Source organism: Actinomyces ruminis, from assembly GCF_002154335.2.
In the GTDB taxonomy this organism is placed as follows: Bacteria; Actinomycetota; Actinomycetes; order Actinomycetales; family Actinomycetaceae; genus Actinomyces; species Actinomyces ruminis.
This window is the reverse complement of record NZ_MTPX02000060.1, coordinates 44318-60225: the sequence shown is the minus strand read 5'-3', so window position 1 is coordinate 60225 and position 15908 is coordinate 44318. Positions and strand designations below refer to the sequence as shown.

Genomic DNA, 15908 nt, shown 5'->3' with positions numbered 1-15908 from the left:
CCTGAGGGCCGGCGGCTTTGCCGCCGGCCCTCACCGCAGCCGTCGGCACCCCGCCGTCGGCATACCACTGCCACCCGGCCGGCGCCGCCACCGGCCATATTTCTCCCTGCCCGCAGCCTGTCTTTTCAGCCTCTTTCAGCACTGTGAAAGGTCTTTCGACGATGACGTCCCCCACCGCCCGCAAAGGCGGCGCCCACGCCGCCACCGGCGCGGACAAACCCGAATCCTCCCGGAGCGCGAAGCGGGAGCGGACGACGACGATCCGCTCCGTGCTCGGGCGGGTGCTCGTCCTCGGCGCCGCCCTCGCCCTGGCCGCCTATCTGGTACCGCTGCTCATCGCCGCGCACATGTGGCTATGGCTGTTCATCGTGGCGGCCGCGACCATCGCCATCTTCGTGCTGTACTCCACCCACCGGTTCATCCCCGGCAAGTACTTCTTCCCCGGCACCTTCTTCCTGGCGGTCTTCCTGATCGTCCCGATCGTCATGACGATCCAGACCGCCTTCACGAACTTCGGCGACGGCTTCCGCGGCACCAAGGAAGACGCCATCACGACCATCACCAACAACTCCGTGGTCCAGGCCGCCGACTCGCCGCTGTACAACCTGTCCGTGGCCACCACCGGCAGCGCGGAGGAGGGCCCCTTCACCCTGTTCCTGGTGGACACCGAGAGCCAGGAGGTGCTCTACGGAGCCGACGGCGAGACGGTCCAGCCCGCCACCGACGTGGACCTGACGATCACCGACGGCTTCGTCACCGCCGCCGACGGCTACACCATCCTGACCGGCAAGCAGATCAACGCCGCCTACGACACCATCTCCAACCTGACCCTGTCAGTTTCCGACACCAGCGCCATCAAGGTCCAGGGCGTGCGCTCCGCCTTCGAGGGCACCAAGACCATGGTGTACGACGAGGAAGCCGACTCGATCACCAATGTCCAGACCGGCGACGTCTACACGGTGCAGAAGGTGGGCAACTCCGATTACTTCGTCAACGCCAACGGTGACAAGCTCGCCCAGTCCTGGAAGCAGAACATCGGGCTGGCCAACTTCCAGCGCCTGTTCGGCAACCAGAGCCTGCTCAAGCAGCTGGGCGGCGCCTTCGCCTGGACCTTGATCTTCGCCGGCGGCTCGATGCTGCTGACCTTCCTCCTCGGCTACTTCCTGGCCCTGACCCTCAACGACGACCGCATCCGCGGCAAGAAGCTGTACCGCTCCTTCTTGCTGCTGCCCTATGCGGTGCCCGGGTTCATCTCCCTGCTGATCTGGTCGAACTTCTACAACCGCGACTTCGGCCTGATCAACGAAATGCTGAACCTGCACATCAACTGGCTGGGAGACCCGAACTGGGCGAAGGTCGCCGTGCTGTTGACCAACCTGTGGATGGGCTTCCCCTACATGTTCATCGTGTGCACCGGTGCCCTGCAGTCGATCCCCGATGACCTGAAGGAGGCGGCCCGTATCGACGGTGCCTCCGGCTGGCAGACCACCACCCGGGTGATCACCCCGCTACTGCTGGTCTCGGTGGCACCGCTCCTGGTGAGCACGTTCGCCTTCAACTTCAACAACTTCAACGCGATCCAGCTGCTCACCGAGGGTGGCCCCTTCGCCGCGGGCGAGTACACGCGCGGCGGCACGGACATCCTCATCTCGATGGTCTACCGCATCGCCTTCGGCGGGTCGGGAGCCGACTACGGCTTCGCCTCTGCCGTCTCCGTCGTCCTGTTCGTCATCACCGGCGTCCTGGCCGCGGCGCAGTTCACCGCCACCCGCCGCCTCGAGGACATCAACTGAACGCGCCGGAAGGGACTGATTAGAAAATGACTGAAGCAAAAACCGCTGCGACCCGCACGGCCTCCCGGTCCACCGGTGCCTCCGAAACCGAACCGAAGCAGAACCGGATGCCTTTGGGCCGCTGGTTCCGCGAGATCGGCTGGCGCCACGTCGTCGGCGTGCTGGCGCTCATGTTCGCCGCCTTCCCGATCCTGTATGTGATCTCCGCGTCCCTGAACCCCCTGGGCACCGTGGCCTCCACCTCGCTGATCCCCACCCGAGTCAGCCTGGTCAACTACCAGACGCTGCTCGGCGGTGACAAGGGTCCGTTCACCCGCTGGTACCTGAACACCATGATCGTGTGTGCGGTCGTGGCCGCGGCGCAGATCTTCTTCTCGGTGCTGGCCGCCTACGCCTTCAGCCGCTTCCGCTTCAAGGGCCGCCGCGGTGGCCTGCTGGCGCTGCTGCTGATCATGATGTTCCCCACCACCCTGTCGATGATCGCCATCTACAACATGATCTCCGGCATCGGCGACGTGCTGCCCGCCATTGGCCTGAACACGCTGCTGGGCTACTGCCTGGCGCTCATGGGCGGCGCCCTGGGACAGGTGTGGCTGATCAAGGGCACCTTCGACACCATTCCCAAGGAGCTCGACGAGGCCGCCACCCTCGACGGCTGCACCCACTGGCAGGTCTTCTACCGGATTCTGCTGCCCTCCTTGAAACCGATCCTGGCGACCACCTTCCTGCTGGCCTTCGTCGGCATCATCTCCGAGTTCCTGCTGGGCTCGATCTTCCTGACCGACGACTCCAAGAAGACCCTCGCCGTCGGCCTGTACGGCATGCTCTCCGGCGACCGCTCCAACAACCTCGGCGTCTTCGCCGCCGGCTCGGTCATGACCATGGTGCCGGTAATCGCCCTGTTCCAGTACCTGCAGAAGTACATCGTCGGCGGCGCCACCGCCGGCGCCGTCAAGGGCTGAGCCACGACGCCCGTGGGGCCATACCAAGAACTGATCGATGACCTGTCTGAACACCACGCACTATCTGAGCCAGCCGCACCACGACACCGGACCGGCCTACCTGCTGGGTACGCGCCGCCCCGGAGCCGAACTCACCGCCAGGGTGTGGGTCCCCGCCCCCTGGGAGCCCGAGCGCATCATTCTGCGCCAGGTGGTTGACGGCGAGCCGACCCTGTCCGCCGCGCAGCTGGTGGCCCGCACCGACGCCGGGGCCTGGTGGGAGGCGACCATCCGGCTCGTCAACCCCACTAATCACTACCGGTTCCTGCTGCTGACGCCGGACTCCGACCGCCCCTATGTCTGGTTCCACGCCGCCGGACTGGCCGACCACGACGTTCCCGACGCCACGGACTTCCGAGTCCTGGCCGACGACGACGCCCCTGATTGGGTGCTCGACGCCGTTTGCTATCAGATCTTCCCGGATCGTTTCTCCGCCCATACCCCACCGTGCGAGCGCACCGCCCCCGCCTGGGCACAGGCACACGCCTGGCTCGACGAGCCGCCGCTCGCGGGGGATCCCAGCGGTGCAGCCTGGTACGGCGGCGATCTTGACGGCATCGCCGATCATCTGGACTACCTCCAGGGCCTCGGGGTCAACACCGTCTACCTGACCCCGGTGTTCCCGGCCGGTTCCGTGCACCGCTACGACTCCACCAGTTTCGAGCACGTGGACGATCTCCTGGGCGGCGACGCGGCACTGGCGCGACTGAGTCAGGCGCTGCACGAACGCGACATGCGGTTGGTGCTAGACCTGACCACCAACCACACGGGCGTCACCCACGACTGGTTCCGGCGGGCCATCACCGACGCCGACTCCCCCGAGGCCGGCTTCTACTCCTTCGACCACTACCCCGACCAGTACGTGAGTTGGATGAATGTGGAATCGATGCCCAAGCTCGACCACCGCAGTGGAGCCATGCGCGACCGGCTGGTGCGGGGCCCCGAGTCGGTGACGGCCCACTGGCTGCGCCCGCCCTACAGCGCCGACGGTTGGCGCACGGACGTGGCCAATATGACCGGCCGCGCCGGCATGGTCGACCTAGCCCACCAGGCCGCGGCGGATATGCGCGCCACCATGCGGCAGGTGCAGGCGGACACCGGGCGCGAGCTGTGGCTGGTGGCCGAGCACGGGCACGACGCCTCCGGCGACCTGACCGGCGCGGGCTGGCAGGGCACCATGAACTACCACGGGTTCACTCGGCCACTGTGGTCCTGGCTGTCCCACCCCGACCCCGCCGACGGCCTGAACTGGCTGGGCATCCCCACCGGCATACCGCGGCTACCGGGCGGGCCGATCTCCCGGGGGGTGCGCGAGTACGCCGCGCACATGCCGGCCACCTCCATCACCCACTCCATGAACCTGCTGGGATCACACGACACACCGCGTATCCGTACCGTCGTCGGCTCCCGGGAGGCGCAACTGGTAGCCGCCACCGCCCTGTTCGCCGCGCCGGGAGTGCCGACGGTGTTCTCCGGCGACGAGCTTGGAGCCACGGGCCGCACCGGAGAGCACTCCCGCACCACCATGCCGTGGACCGCCCCGCCGGGCGCCGCCCCCACCGACGAACTCGGCTCGACCGGGGCTTGGGGGCCGGTGGACCGCGCCGTCCTGGAGCGTTACCGGCACCTGGGGCGACTGCGCCACGAGCTGCCCGCGCTGCGTCGCGGGGGCATGCGCTGGGTGTACGCCGACGACGACCTGTTGGTCTGGCTGCGCACCCACCCCGATGGCGATGCGCTGGTGGCCCTGGCCCGGGCGGGCGGTGCCACGGTGGATCTGCCGCTGGGCTGCCTGCCGGCCGGGACCGTAGACGCCGTGTATGCGATGGACGGCGTAGACATAACCGCTTCCGGCGATGCCGACGGCCACCTGACGGTAAACGCCACCGGGCCCGGTTCGGCCATCGTCACGCTGAAAGCGGCGCTTCCCCGCACCGACAAGGTCCGCACGCACTAGGCACGATATGCATGGCTCGTCTCAACCCGTACCAAGTACCGCCGCATGGCGGCAGTATCAGTTGGTTTCCCTTTAGGATGGGCATCGTGCAACAGCGCATCACCCTCGCCGACATCGCCGAGCAGGCGGGCGTCTCCACGGCGACCGTGTCACGGGTTCTCAACGGTAAGTCGAATGTAGCCGAAGCGACCCGACGTCAGGTGCTGGTCGCCCTCGACCTGCTCGGTTACGAACGTCCAGAATCACTCCGCCAGACCTCAAAAGGCTTGGTGGGGTTGATCGTCCCCGAACTCACCAACCCGATCTTCCCGCTATACGCTCAGGAGATCGAGCAATTACTCGCCCCCAGCGGTCACACCCCACTGCTGTGCACCCAGACACCGGGTGGCACTAGCGAGGACGAGTACATCGAGATGCTCGTGGACCGGGGCGTGGCCGGCATCATCTTCGTGTCCGGCCGCCACTCCGACACCGGCGGAGATGTCACGCGCTACCAGCGGTTGCGTGACCGGGGCGTGCCTTTAGTGACGATCAACGGCAATGCCTCCACGATCAAGGTCCCCGGCTTCGCCACCGATGATCGGGCGGCATCCCGCATGGCTGTGGACCACCTCGCCAGTCTGGGGCACACTCGCATCGGCCTGGCGATCGGGCCGGGCCGGATGGTGCCCGCCCAGCGCAAGCGCGCCGGCTACGAGGACGGCATGCATGCCAACCTGCCGGACCAGCCGTTGCGCATTGTGGAGACGCTGTACACCTATGAGGGTGGCGCCAGCGCCGCGGCCCGGCTCCTGGAGCAGGACTGCACCGGCATCATCTGCGGCTCGGACATCATGGCGCTCGGCGTCATCTCGGGGGTGCGGGCCGCGGGCAAGACCGTCCCACAGGACGTTTCCGTCATCGGCTATGACGACTCCCCGCTGATCCCCATGACGAACCCGCCACTGACCACCGTGCGCCAGCCCGTGGCGGCGATCTGTCGGGCGGCGGTGACCACACTGCTGTCCGCCATCGGCGGCGAGCAGCCCGCCGACACCGAACTGCTGTTCACCCCCGACCTGATCGTGCGCGGCTCCACGGCCCCCGCGCCGCACACCATGGTCTCCTAAGCTCCTAATTGATCCCCTAATCCCCTGATTCCCCTCGCCGGGGTCGGTGGATGTCACCTGCCGAGGTCGGTCGGCAGTATGGGGCTTCAACGCGACCAGGTGCGGGCCAAGCGCGCGCCGGCTGCCACCAGCCGCTCGCGCAGCGCGGGCGCGCCACCGTCATTCCAAGTTTCGTTTCGAACCGCACCGAGCGCCTCAAGCGAGTACGCGGACACCACCCCCGCCTCGGCAAGCTCGCCGCGCGGCACCGCCAGCCGGCCCGCAACCAGCACGGTCGGCAGCGCCAAGTTCCCCGCCGCCTCGCCGACCACCGCCGTCACGGAGTCGGCGACGACGTCGTATGCCTCGCCGGTGGCAGTCACCACCAGATCCTGGCCGGCCACGGCCTCATCCAGCTCCAACAGCCGGGCCATGACGCGCGTGGCGGGCAGAGTGCGGGCCCCGAGCGCGCGCAGCGCCAGGGCCGCTCCCCCGCCGGCGCCGGTGCCCCGGGATGTGGCCGACAGTGTCTGCGCCGGCTCACCGCCCACCACCGGCAGGGTAGCGCTGCGCGGCACCGCGACTTGGGAGGCGATGCTCGACGCCGCAGCGCAGGCCTGCCGGTTCAGATCCTGGGCCCGTTCCCCTGTCAGGGTGGTTACGGCGGTCAGGTTCTGTCCCGCACCCGACACACCTCCGAGCGGCGTGTCGTCGGCCAGGGCCAACACCAGCTCGCGTCCGCCGAGCGACGAGCGGGCGGCAGCCAGTCCGCCCAGGCCCTCCAGCGCGCCCGCTCCGCCGTCGTGCACGGCTGCGGATGCCAGGGTCGCAATGAGCGTGTCGCCGGGAGCGATGGCATTCAGTGCAGCGGCCAGTGCCCGCCCGAGCCCCGTCGTCGTCCCGGTCTCGGCCTCACGGGCCGCCTCATCGCGGTCGGCCGGCAGGCCGACCAGGCGGGCGGCGTCAAGCAGCCAGGTGGCTCCCGTCGTGCCCGCGCAGGGCGAGGCGGCCGACCGCAGGCGCAGCAGGTCGATCTCACGGACCTGTCCCAGCGGCCCAGCGGCCTGCAGCACCGTGCGGGAGTCGATCCGATCTGCGGGGACCGCCTGCGCGGTGCCGGGGCCGCCGTCGGGCAGCGGCAGCAGCGTGAGCGTGTCGTCGGGGCGCTCACGCGCCCAGCCGCAGGCGAGCGCCTCGGCGACGGCCCCCCGCGCCCAGCCCGGTTCCCGGGGCTACCAGCGGGATGCCGCCGGGCTCGGGGTACATGGGGCCGGGCGCCAAAAGCACGCGCATTTGGGTGTCCGCCTATGCGGCGTCAGTCCGCGTCCGCCACGCCGCCGAGGCGCGCCAGCAGCAGCACGTCGGCGGCGACGATGCGCTCGAGGTCGCCCAGGTGCATGGACTCGTCCTCGCTGTGGGCCCGGGTGTCCGGGTCCTCAATGCCGGTGACCAGTACCTGGGCGTCCGGGAAGGTCTGCTTCAGCGTGGCGATGAAGGGAATGGAGCCGCCCTGGCCGATATTGACCGCCTCGGTGCCGAAGGCCTCGGTCAGCGCCCAGCGGGCGGCGCGAGCGGCCGGGGTGTCGGCGGCGCCGTCGAAGGCGGGCCCCATCTCGCCCGCACTCACCGTCACCCGCGCCCCGAATGGAGCGTGGACCTGCAGGTGCGTGGTCAGAGCCGCCAGCGCGGCGGCCGGGTCCTGCCCGGGGGCGATGCGCATAGACAGGCGGGCGGTACAGGAGGGGGCGAGCACATTTCCCGCCACCGACAGCGGGGTCACGTCCATGCCGATCACGGCGAGGGCCGGCTTGGTCCACAGCCGGGCGGTCAAGTCGCCGCTGCCGGCCAGCTGCACGCCGTCCAGAACGCCGGCGTCGCCCCGGAAATCGGCCTCGGAGTAGGCCGGGGCACCAACCGCCACGGGGCGGGAGACGAGGCCGGGCACGGCGACGTCGCCGGCGTCGTCGTGCAGGGTGGACACCAGCCGGCACATGGCGGTGACGGCGTCGATGATCGGACCGCCGTACTGGCCGGAGTGGAGGGCGTGGTCGAGCACGTCCAGGCGCACATCCACCTGGATCACGCCGCGCAGTGAGGTGGTCAGCGCAGGCACCCCCACCCGCCAGTTGGAGGAGTCGGCCACCACGATCACATCGGCGTCCAACTGTTCGCGGTAGGCCTCCAGGAACGCTTCGAAGGATGGCGAGCCCACCTCCTCCTCGCCCTCGATGAACACGGTTACCGAGCAGGGCAGTTCGCCGTCGTTAAGCTCGGCGGCCAGCCGCAGGGCGTGCACCAGGGAGATGACGCCGGCGCCGTCGTCGGCCGTGCCCCGGCCATACAGCCGCTGTCCGCGCCGCTCGGCGGTGAAGGGATCGGCCTGGCGCCACTTGGAGGGGTCGCCGACGGGCTGGACATCGTGGTGGGCGTACAGCAGCACGCGTGGGGAACCGACGGGGCCGTCCCGGTGCGCGAGTACGGCCGGACGTCCGGGGCCGTCGGGGCCGGGCACCGAGGTGACGCGGGCCTCCAGGCCGACGTCGCGCAGCAGGCCGGCCACGTGCTCGGCGGAACGCTCCACCTGGGCGGGATCGTGCCCGGCGGCGGAAACGGAGGGGATGGCGACCAGCTCGGTCAGGTCGTGGACAATCCGGTCGAAGGAGTCGTGGACGGCGGCGGAAACGGCGTCGGCATTGATCATGAGTTGCAGGGTAGCGCGGTCGAGCCGCTAACCTGTCGCCTGTGAGTCTGTTAGAGAAGCTGCCGTTCAAGAAGCGCGACCGGTCGGGCGAGGACGCCGCGGCCACGGCCGCCGCGGCCGCCACCGCCAAGGCGTCCGGCAAGAAGGGCCGCCCCACGCCCAAGCGCAAGGATGCGCAGGCCCGCAATGTGCACCCGATCGTGCCCGCGGACCGCAAGGCGGCCAAGCGCGAGGCGCGCGCCAAACAGGATGAGGCCTGGGAGCGTCAGAGAATCGCCATGCAGACCGGCGACGAGCGCTACCTGCCTCCCCGGGACAAGGGCCCGATCAAGCGATACATCCGCGACTACATCGATGCCCGCTACTCGTTGGGTGAGCTGTTCATGCCGCTGACCCTGGTGCTGCTGATCGTGTTCGTCGCCTTCTCATCTCGGCAGACCCTGCTCAGCTTCTACTTCATGCTGGCGATCTACCTGTTCCTGTTCGTGTCGATCGCCGACGCCGTGATCTGCTGGCAGCTGCTGCGGCGCCGCCTGTACGCGAAGTTCGGCCGGGAGAAGGTCCAGGAGCAGGGACACATTTTCTGGTACATCTTCTCGCGCTGCTTCAACCTGCGGCGCTGGCGCCAGCCCGCTCCCCAGGTGGCACGCCGCCAGTACCCCGAGTGAGCCCGGGCACCTCCCCTGCCTGGCCTGGGCCGGCACCACCAGCAGGCCGCCTGTGTCGGCCGCAGCGGCGCATCGCGTCCCCACAGAAAATAGTTGCACGGACGTACTTACCGGGTTAGGCTGTGGTCATGGTCGCATATCGTCATCTCGGCAGCTCCGGACTCAAGATCACCGAAATCACCTACGGCAACTGGCTCACCCACGGCTCCCAGGTGGAGGCGGACACCGCCGTCAAGTGCGTGCACACCGCACTCGACCTGGGCATCACCAGCTTCGACACCGCCGACGTGTACGCCAACACGGTGGCGGAGGAGGTTCTGGGGCAGGCGCTGAAGGGGCAGCGCCGCGAGTCCCTGGAGATCTTCACCAAGGTTTACTGGCCCATCGGCCCCAAGGGGCCCAACGACGTGGGCCTGTCCCGCAAGCACATCATGGAGGGCATCGACGGCTCCCTGCGCCGCCTGGGCATGGACTACGTCGACCTGTACCAGGCGCACCGCTACGACTACGCCACGCCGCTGGAGGAGACCATGCAGGCCTTCGCCGACGTCGTGCGCGCCGGCAAGGCCCTGTACATCGGCGTCTCGGAGTGGACGGCCGAGCAGATCCGCGCCGGTCAGGAGCTCGCTACGCAGATGGGCTTCCGCCTGGTGTCCAACCAGCCGCAGTACTCCGCCCTATGGCGCATTATCGAGGACAAGGTGGTGCCCACCTCCACCGAGCTCGGTATGGGCCAGATCGTCTGGTCTCCGATGGCCGAGGGCGTACTGTCCGGCAAGTACCTGCCCGGGCAGCAGCCGCCGGCGGGATCCCGCGCCACGGACGAGAAGGGCGGCAGGGAGATGATCAGCCGCTGGATGCGTGACGACGTGCTCACCGCCGTCCAGAGGCTCAAGCCCATCGCCGACGACGCCGGGCTCACCATGCCGCAGCTGGCCATCGCTGGGTACTCCAGCACGACTTCATCTCCGCCGCACTGGTGGGCGCCTCGCGTCCCGAGCAGCTGGTGGAGAACGTCAAGGCCTCCGGCGTCCAGCTGGGCGAGGACGTGATGACCGCCATCGATCAGGCGCTCGGCGACGTCGTCGAGCGCGACCCGGCGCTGACCGTCTCCCCCGAGCAGCGCCCGGCCTGAGGCGTACTCCTCAGAAGCGGATAATCGAGGTCGGTAGAAGCGGCGAGCCGCTTCTACCGACCTCGATGGTCGTTTCTACCGATTTCGGCACGTAACTTCTGCCGATCTCGGTGAGTTGGCTGTGCCGGGTGGGGTCAGCGGGGGTGGCGCGGCACCGTGGCCAGGGCGCGGTTGATGCGACCGGGCCAGGCCGGGCCGTTGTAGATGAAGGCGGTGTATGCCTGCAGCAGATCGGCGCCGGCGTCGAGCATGAGTTCGGCGTCCATGACGGAGGAGATGCCGCCGACGCCGATGATGGTCGGCTTGTCCCCCAGGCGCGTCCGCAGGCGGCGCACGACCTGCAACGAGCGCGGCAGCAGGGGCGCGCCGGACAGGCCGCCCTCCCCCAGGTCGTGGTCGATGGTGGTGTTGGTGGCGACCACCCCGTCCAGTTTCATGTCCAGGACCAGGTCGGCGACGGCGTCGACGTCCTCGTCGGCCAGGTCCGGGGCAATCTTGACCAGTAGCGGCACGTGGCGGTGGGCGGCGGCGTCGGCGGCCTCGCGCACAGCAGACAGGATCGGCCGCAGGGCCTCGACGTCTTGCAGGCTGCGCAGCCCGGGGGTGTTGGGGCTGGAGACGTTGACCACCAGGTAGTCGACCCAGCGGGCGACCTTCGACGCGGAGTAGGCGTAGTCCTCGGCGGCCTGGTCCAGCGGGGTGGTCTTGGTCTTGCCGATGTTGGCGCCAACCACGATCGAGCGGCCCCGCACGGTCGAGCGCAACCGCCGCAGCCGTTCAGCCGCCTCATCGGCGCCGGAGTTGTTGAAGCCCATGCGGTTGCGGATGGCGCGGATGGTCGGATAGCGCCACATGCGCGGCTTATCGTTGCCCGGCTGTGGATGAGCGGTGAAGGTGCCGACCTCCACGAATCCGAAACCGAGCATGTCCATGCCCTCAACGGCCTGCCCCTCCTTGTCCATGCCCGCGGCCAGGCCGAGGATCCCGGGGACAGGGCGCACGAACGGTCCGCCCTGGTTGGCGGACGGTACGGGGAAGGCGGGGCGGCGCCCGAAGGCCTGCCGGACGACGTCGCGCACGAAGGGCACCTTGCTGGTGACCTCGATCGCCTCCATGCATGCGTCGTGGATGGCCTCGGGGTCGATCCGGTTGAAGACGGTCTTGTACAGCAGGTCGTACAGCACGGCACCAGCGTACTCGTCGTAACGGCTACGACGCACAGATGCGTCACCGCGGTCTGCCCCGTCCACTAGCCTTGGGCGCAGACCGCAGATGATCGGCGCAGCGACGCTAGGCAATGAGGTGGGTTCCGTGTCATTCAACCGCAATATCAAACTCGACCCCAACCGGGTGCAGACGCGCTCCGGGGGTCGCCGGGGCGCCGCGATCGGCGGCGGCTCGGTGCTGGCCGTCCTGGCCGTGTTCCTGCTCTCGCAGGTGACCGGCGTGGACCTGACCGGCCTGCTGGGCGACCAGGACGCCGCCTCCGGCACTTCCACCGCCTCCACGATCGACACCTCCATGTGCACCAGCGGCGAGGCCGCCAACCAGTACACCCAGTGCCGCATGGTCGCCACCGCCGAGTCGCTGGACGCGGTGTGGGGCGAGCAGCTGCCCGCACAGGGCGGCCGTACCTATGCCGAGCCGGGATTCATCCTGTGGGACGGGCAGTCGGTGTCGACCGCGTGCGGCTCGGCCACCAGTGCCGTCGGCCCCTTCTACTGCCCGGGCGACTCCAACGTGTACCTGGACATGAGCTTCTTCTCCGACATGGAATCCACGCTCGGCGCACAGGACACCCCACTGGCGGAGGAATACATCGTCGCCCACGAATTCGGCCACCACATTCAGAACCTGTTGGGCGTTATGGAGTCCACCGACCGCTCGGGCACGGGCGCCGACTCCGACTCGGTGCGCACCGAGCTGCAGGCCGATTGCTACGCGGGCGTGTGGGTGCACTACGCGGCCACCACGGTCGACCCTGATACCGGCACCGCCTTCCTCGTCGAGCCCAGCCAGGAGGAGATTGCCACCGCGATTAACGCCGCCGAGTCCGTGGGTGACGACCACATCCAGCAGCGCTCCAGCGGCACCGTCAACTCCGACACCTGGACGCACGGCTCCTCCGAGCAGCGGGTGCGCTGGTTCACCACCGGCATGAACTCTGGCTCCCTGGAGCAGTGCGACACCTTCGCCGTCGCCGGCTCCCAGCTCTGAGCCGGACCGGCGCGGCTCGGGTCCAACCGCGGTAGCCGCACTCCATCTCGCGTACGCGTTTGCCTCTCACGTACGGTTCCGTCTCTCACGTACGCGTGAGGTATTCGACGTCCCGGCGCGGGGAAACCTCCAAAACGCGTACGTGTGACGAGAAGTCGTACGTCAGGCGGCCAGCTGTGAGCCGATCATGTAGGAGAACTCGACGAGCCGGTTCGAGAATCCCCACTCGTTGTCGTACCAGCCGAAGACCTTCACCTCGTTGCCTATTACGGCGGTCAGCGGGGCGTCGAAGATCAAGGAGTGCGGGTTGCCAACAATGTCGCGAGAGACGATGGGCGCCTCGGAGTACTCCAGGTACCCGGCGAGCGGACCGCTGAGCGCGGCCTCCCGGAAGGCCGCATTGACCTCCTCCGCAGACGTGGCCCGGCCGGCGACGACGGTCAGGTCGGTGATTGAGCCGACGGGAATCGGTACGCGCAGCGCGGCCCCGGTCAGGCGACCATCCAGCTCGGGAATGACCACCCCGATGGCGCTGGCCGCCCCCGACGACGTCGGGACGATCGACTCTGCGGCGGCGCGGGCACGACGCAGGTCGCGGTGTGGGGCGTCGTGCAGGCGCTGGTCGCCCGTGTAGGCGTGAACCGTGGTCATGAGGCCGGTTTCAATACCCACCAGATCGTTGAGGACCTTGGCGAGCGGCCCCAACGAGTTCGTCGTGCACGAGCCGTTGGAGAACACGTCCGCCGCGTTGACATCGAGCTCGCTGTCGTTGACGCCGAGGACGAAGGTGGGGACCTCTCCCTTCGCGGGGGCGGAGACAATCACCTTCTTGGCCCCGCCCTGCAGGTGTCCGGCGGCCTTGACGCCGTCGGTGAAGAAACCGGTGGACTCGATGACCACATCGGCCCCCACGCTGCCCCACGGGATACCGGCGGGATCGGGCTCGGAGAACACCGTGATGCGTCGGCCTCCCACCACGAGCACGTTGCCGTCAACGTGCACGCCATCCAGGCGGCCGCTGATGGAGTCCCACTCGAGTAGGACAGCCAGTGTGGCGGCGTCCGCTAGGTCGTTGACGGCAACGACCTCGACGTCCGCGTGATTGGCCATCGCCGCCCTGAGATAGGTGCGGCCGATTCGGCCGAAGCCGTTGATTCCGATTCGTACAGTCATGCCTGTGCTCCCTGGTCTGCTGGTCGTGGATGTGTAGCGTTCACGGACGCGTCCGTGAACGGCTTGCTGGCAGAGGCCGACGGCGTGCCGCTGTCCATCCCACGACATGGAGCTGCAAGTCCTCTGCGGGCCCACTGGCAAGGTGGCAGGCAGTGCCTAACTCCGGGCACACAGTTAAGTGAGCTGCGGCTCGACTCGGAGACTCTTCACCACCGGACCGGCTACCAGCCTGAGCCGGGCCCTCGCGGCCGACACCCGCTTGCCTGCGACGCCACGTCACACCCGACGCTGAGTGCGTCCGCCCCACCCGGGGCACCGTCGGCAACCGGGAGGAAACCATGAACACCGCGCTCATCGTCATCGAGTCCTGCTCCGGCAATACCCGGCTGATCGCCGAGGCCGTCGCCGCCGGGCTCAAGGACGGCGGGACGGACGCACGGGTCTTCGACGTCGCCCAGGCACCCACCGCCCTGCCCGCGGGCATCGACCTGCTGATCCTGGGCGCCCCCACTCACAACCGCGGGCTGCCGACCGCGGCCACACGCGCCCAGGCCCATAGGCAGGGTGGAACCACCGCATCGAGCGGCGGCATGCGCGAATGGCTGGCACGCACCGCTATTCCGGCCGCCCTGCCCGTTGCCGTCTTCGACACGGTGACCTCCAGGACCTGGCTGAGCGGCTCCGCGGCCGAGGCGATCGCCAAGGCCCTGCGGCGCGGGCGGGGCCGGGATACGGCCGTGGTCGGCAGCTTCCTGGTTCAGGGGCAGTCGGGTCCGCTGGCCGACGGCGAGGAGACGTCCGCCCGCGCCTGGGGGCGTGCCCTGGAGGACTCAACCAGCGGCCGCTCGGCCCGGTGACGGCGGGGCCACAGGCGCATACGGTGGTGCCATGACTCCTGCCTCCGGTGCTGTCGCTCCGTCCGCCGCCCTGCCCTCCCCCGACGCCGTCGTGCTGAAGGGTGTGCGTGAGGAGCCGACGCCCGACGACGGCCTGCGCGTCCTGGTGGACCGGCTGTGGCCTCGGGGCGTGAGCAAGCAGCGGGCCGCGCTGGATCAGTGGGCGCAGGACGCCGCCCCCACCACGGCGCTGCGCAAGGCATTCCACTCCGGGGAGCTGGCCTGGCCGCAGTTCGTTGACGCCTACCGCGCCGAGCTGGTCAAGCGGCCCGAGGCAGCGGCCGCCGTCGCGGAACTGCGCGGCCGTGCGCTAACCGGCCGGGTGACGCTGTTGTTCGCCGGGCACGATCACCTGCGCAGCCACGCCCGGGTGCTGCGCGAGGCCATCCTGGGCACCCCAGACCCGAACCTGCCCTGAGCCGGGACGTCCCGACACAACCGAAGGAAAGACAACCCGTCCCATGCGCGTCGCCGAAATCGCCCGACTCACCCGCACCTCCGTTCGCACCGTGCGCTACTACCATCAGCTGGGCCTGCTGCCCGTGCCCGAGGAGCGTGGCGGCTGGCGCGACTACGACCTGAGCCACGTCGCCCGCCTGTCACGCATCCGCTGGCTGGTCCAGGCCGGTGTGCCGTTGAAGGCCATCGCCGGCATCCTGGACTCCCCCGCCGTTGACGCGTCCTCAGAAGATGTGACCGTGATCGAAGACCTGTCCGGAGCGCTCGCCGCCATTGAGGAACACCTCGCTGAGACGACCCGCCAGCGCGACATGCTCACCTCGCTGCTGACGCGCGCCCGCGACGGGCTGACCGTCTCCCCCATGCCGCCGCGCATGGTTGCCTTCTTCGACCGGTTGGAGGCCGCATGCCCGGACGAGCGGACCCGGGCGGCCGTGCGCCGGGAGCGCGACCTGGTGGATGTGGCCTGCTACAGCGGACGCATGCCGCCCGAGGCCGAGTTGCTCTTCCCGGGACCGGAGGACGGGGAGGACGACGGCGCCCTGGCCGCGCATGGCCGCGACACTGCGGGGCTGACCGATGCACAGATACGGGAGCGGGCCGCAGACAACATCGCGCGCTTCGAGCGGGTACTGGGGCCGCAGCGCTGCCGGGACCTCGCCGGACACTTCGACACTGCCAGTATCCGCCCCTTGTTCCAGCTGATTGCCGCGGTGGAGCCGGGCTATGAGCGGATGGCGGAGGCAATGGAAAGGCTGCTGACAGAGGCGATCGCCCGCTGGCGCACAACACCTTGACTGCGACGCGACGTCGCACCCAA

General features: G+C 69.0%; 13 protein-coding genes and 1 pseudogene. 10 read left to right on the top strand and 4 right to left on the bottom strand.

Annotation, left to right across the window (positions count from 1 at the left end; translation table 11 throughout):
* Positions 1-161 precede the first annotated feature (161 nt).
* The 4 genes from BW737_RS11570 (at position 162) to BW737_RS11555 (ending at position 5860) form a co-directional block, all read left to right on the top strand.
* The gene (locus BW737_RS11570; RefSeq protein ID WP_086615170.1) at positions 162-1793 is read left to right on the top strand and encodes an ABC transporter permease subunit; all 1632 of its coding nucleotides are present in this window, start codon (positions 162-164) and stop codon (positions 1791-1793) included.
* A 26-nt stretch (positions 1794-1819) separates the two neighbouring features.
* A complete protein-coding gene (locus tag BW737_RS11565; RefSeq protein ID WP_086615169.1) occupies positions 1820-2755 on the top strand; it encodes a sugar ABC transporter permease in 936 nt (311 codons plus the stop codon).
* A gap of 37 nt (positions 2756-2792) precedes the next feature.
* Positions 2793-4751 carry an alpha-amylase family glycosyl hydrolase gene (locus tag BW737_RS11560; protein ID WP_086615168.1) on the top strand — a complete coding sequence of 653 codons (1959 nt, stop codon included), beginning with the start codon at positions 2793-2795 and terminating at the stop codon, positions 4749-4751.
* Positions 4752-4837: 86 nt separating this feature from the next.
* On the top strand, positions 4838-5860 hold the full coding sequence (locus BW737_RS11555; protein ID WP_086615180.1) for a LacI family DNA-binding transcriptional regulator: 1023 nt from the start codon (positions 4838-4840) through the stop codon (positions 5858-5860).
* 86 nt (positions 5861-5946) lie between these two features.
* On the opposite strand, the gene BW737_RS11550 is transcribed toward BW737_RS11555, so the two are convergent.
* Positions 5947-6984, bottom strand: a complete 1038-nt coding sequence (locus tag BW737_RS11550) for a glycerate kinase (protein WP_257210780.1) — start codon at positions 6982-6984, stop codon at positions 5947-5949.
* Positions 6985-7154: 170 nt separating this feature from the next.
* A complete protein-coding gene (locus BW737_RS11545; RefSeq protein ID WP_086615167.1) occupies positions 7155-8540 on the bottom strand; it encodes a M20/M25/M40 family metallo-hydrolase in 1386 nt (461 codons plus the stop codon).
* A gap of 41 nt (positions 8541-8581) precedes the next feature.
* Between BW737_RS11545 and BW737_RS11540 the strand changes: the two genes are divergently transcribed.
* Positions 8582-9208, top strand: coding sequence for a DUF3043 domain-containing protein (locus BW737_RS11540; protein WP_257210773.1), 627 nt, complete (start codon positions 8582-8584; stop codon positions 9206-9208).
* A gap of 128 nt (positions 9209-9336) precedes the next feature.
* Positions 9337-10343: pseudogene (locus BW737_RS11535) on the top strand (aldo/keto reductase family protein).
* A 134-nt stretch (positions 10344-10477) separates the two neighbouring features.
* Here the strand turns inward: BW737_RS11535 and BW737_RS11530 are convergent.
* A complete protein-coding gene (locus BW737_RS11530) occupies positions 10478-11527 on the bottom strand; it encodes a quinone-dependent dihydroorotate dehydrogenase (RefSeq protein ID WP_086615178.1) in 1050 nt (349 codons plus the stop codon).
* A 127-nt stretch (positions 11528-11654) separates the two neighbouring features.
* Here BW737_RS11530 and ypfJ point away from each other — a divergent pair, with 127 nt between their 5' ends.
* Complete coding sequence (ypfJ, locus tag BW737_RS11525) at positions 11655-12560, top strand: KPN_02809 family neutral zinc metallopeptidase (RefSeq protein ID WP_086615166.1); 906 nt, start codon at positions 11655-11657, stop codon at positions 12558-12560.
* A gap of 162 nt (positions 12561-12722) precedes the next feature.
* On the opposite strand, the gene gap is transcribed toward ypfJ, so the two are convergent.
* On the bottom strand, positions 12723-13733 hold the full coding sequence (gene gap / locus BW737_RS11520; RefSeq protein WP_086615165.1) for a type I glyceraldehyde-3-phosphate dehydrogenase: 1011 nt from the start codon (positions 13731-13733) through the stop codon (positions 12723-12725).
* Positions 13734-14071: 338 nt separating this feature from the next.
* Between gap and BW737_RS11515 the strand changes: the two genes are divergently transcribed.
* Genes BW737_RS11515 through BW737_RS11505 form a run of 3 tightly spaced genes read left to right on the top strand, consistent with a single transcriptional unit; the run spans position 14072 to position 15885 of the window.
* Positions 14072-14590, top strand: coding sequence for a flavodoxin family protein (locus BW737_RS11515; RefSeq protein ID WP_086615164.1), 519 nt, complete (start codon positions 14072-14074; stop codon positions 14588-14590).
* 31 nt (positions 14591-14621) lie between these two features.
* Complete coding sequence (locus BW737_RS11510) at positions 14622-15047, top strand: DUF488 domain-containing protein (protein ID WP_180272207.1); 426 nt, start codon at positions 14622-14624, stop codon at positions 15045-15047.
* A gap of 43 nt (positions 15048-15090) precedes the next feature.
* Complete coding sequence (locus tag BW737_RS11505) at positions 15091-15885, top strand: MerR family transcriptional regulator (RefSeq protein ID WP_086615163.1); 795 nt, start codon at positions 15091-15093, stop codon at positions 15883-15885.
* Positions 15886-15908 lie beyond the last annotated feature (23 nt).

Coding starts and splice junctions, on each gene's coding strand:
- gap (WP_086615165.1), bottom strand. CDS start 13,733: ATGACTGTACGAATCGGAATCAACGGCTTCGGCCGAATCGGCCGCACC.
- BW737_RS11515 (WP_086615164.1), top strand. CDS start 14,072: ATGAACACCGCGCTCATCGTCATCGAGTCCTGCTCCGGCAATACCCGG.
- BW737_RS11505 (WP_086615163.1), top strand. CDS start 15,091: ATGCGCGTCGCCGAAATCGCCCGACTCACCCGCACCTCCGTTCGCACC.
- BW737_RS11545 (WP_086615167.1), bottom strand. CDS start 8,540: ATGATCAATGCCGACGCCGTTTCCGCCGCCGTCCACGACTCCTTCGAC.
- BW737_RS11570 (WP_086615170.1), top strand. CDS start 162: ATGACGTCCCCCACCGCCCGCAAAGGCGGCGCCCACGCCGCCACCGGC.
- BW737_RS11565 (WP_086615169.1), top strand. CDS start 1,820: ATGACTGAAGCAAAAACCGCTGCGACCCGCACGGCCTCCCGGTCCACC.
- BW737_RS11560 (WP_086615168.1), top strand. CDS start 2,793: ATGACCTGTCTGAACACCACGCACTATCTGAGCCAGCCGCACCACGAC.
- BW737_RS11510 (WP_180272207.1), top strand. CDS start 14,622: ATGACTCCTGCCTCCGGTGCTGTCGCTCCGTCCGCCGCCCTGCCCTCC.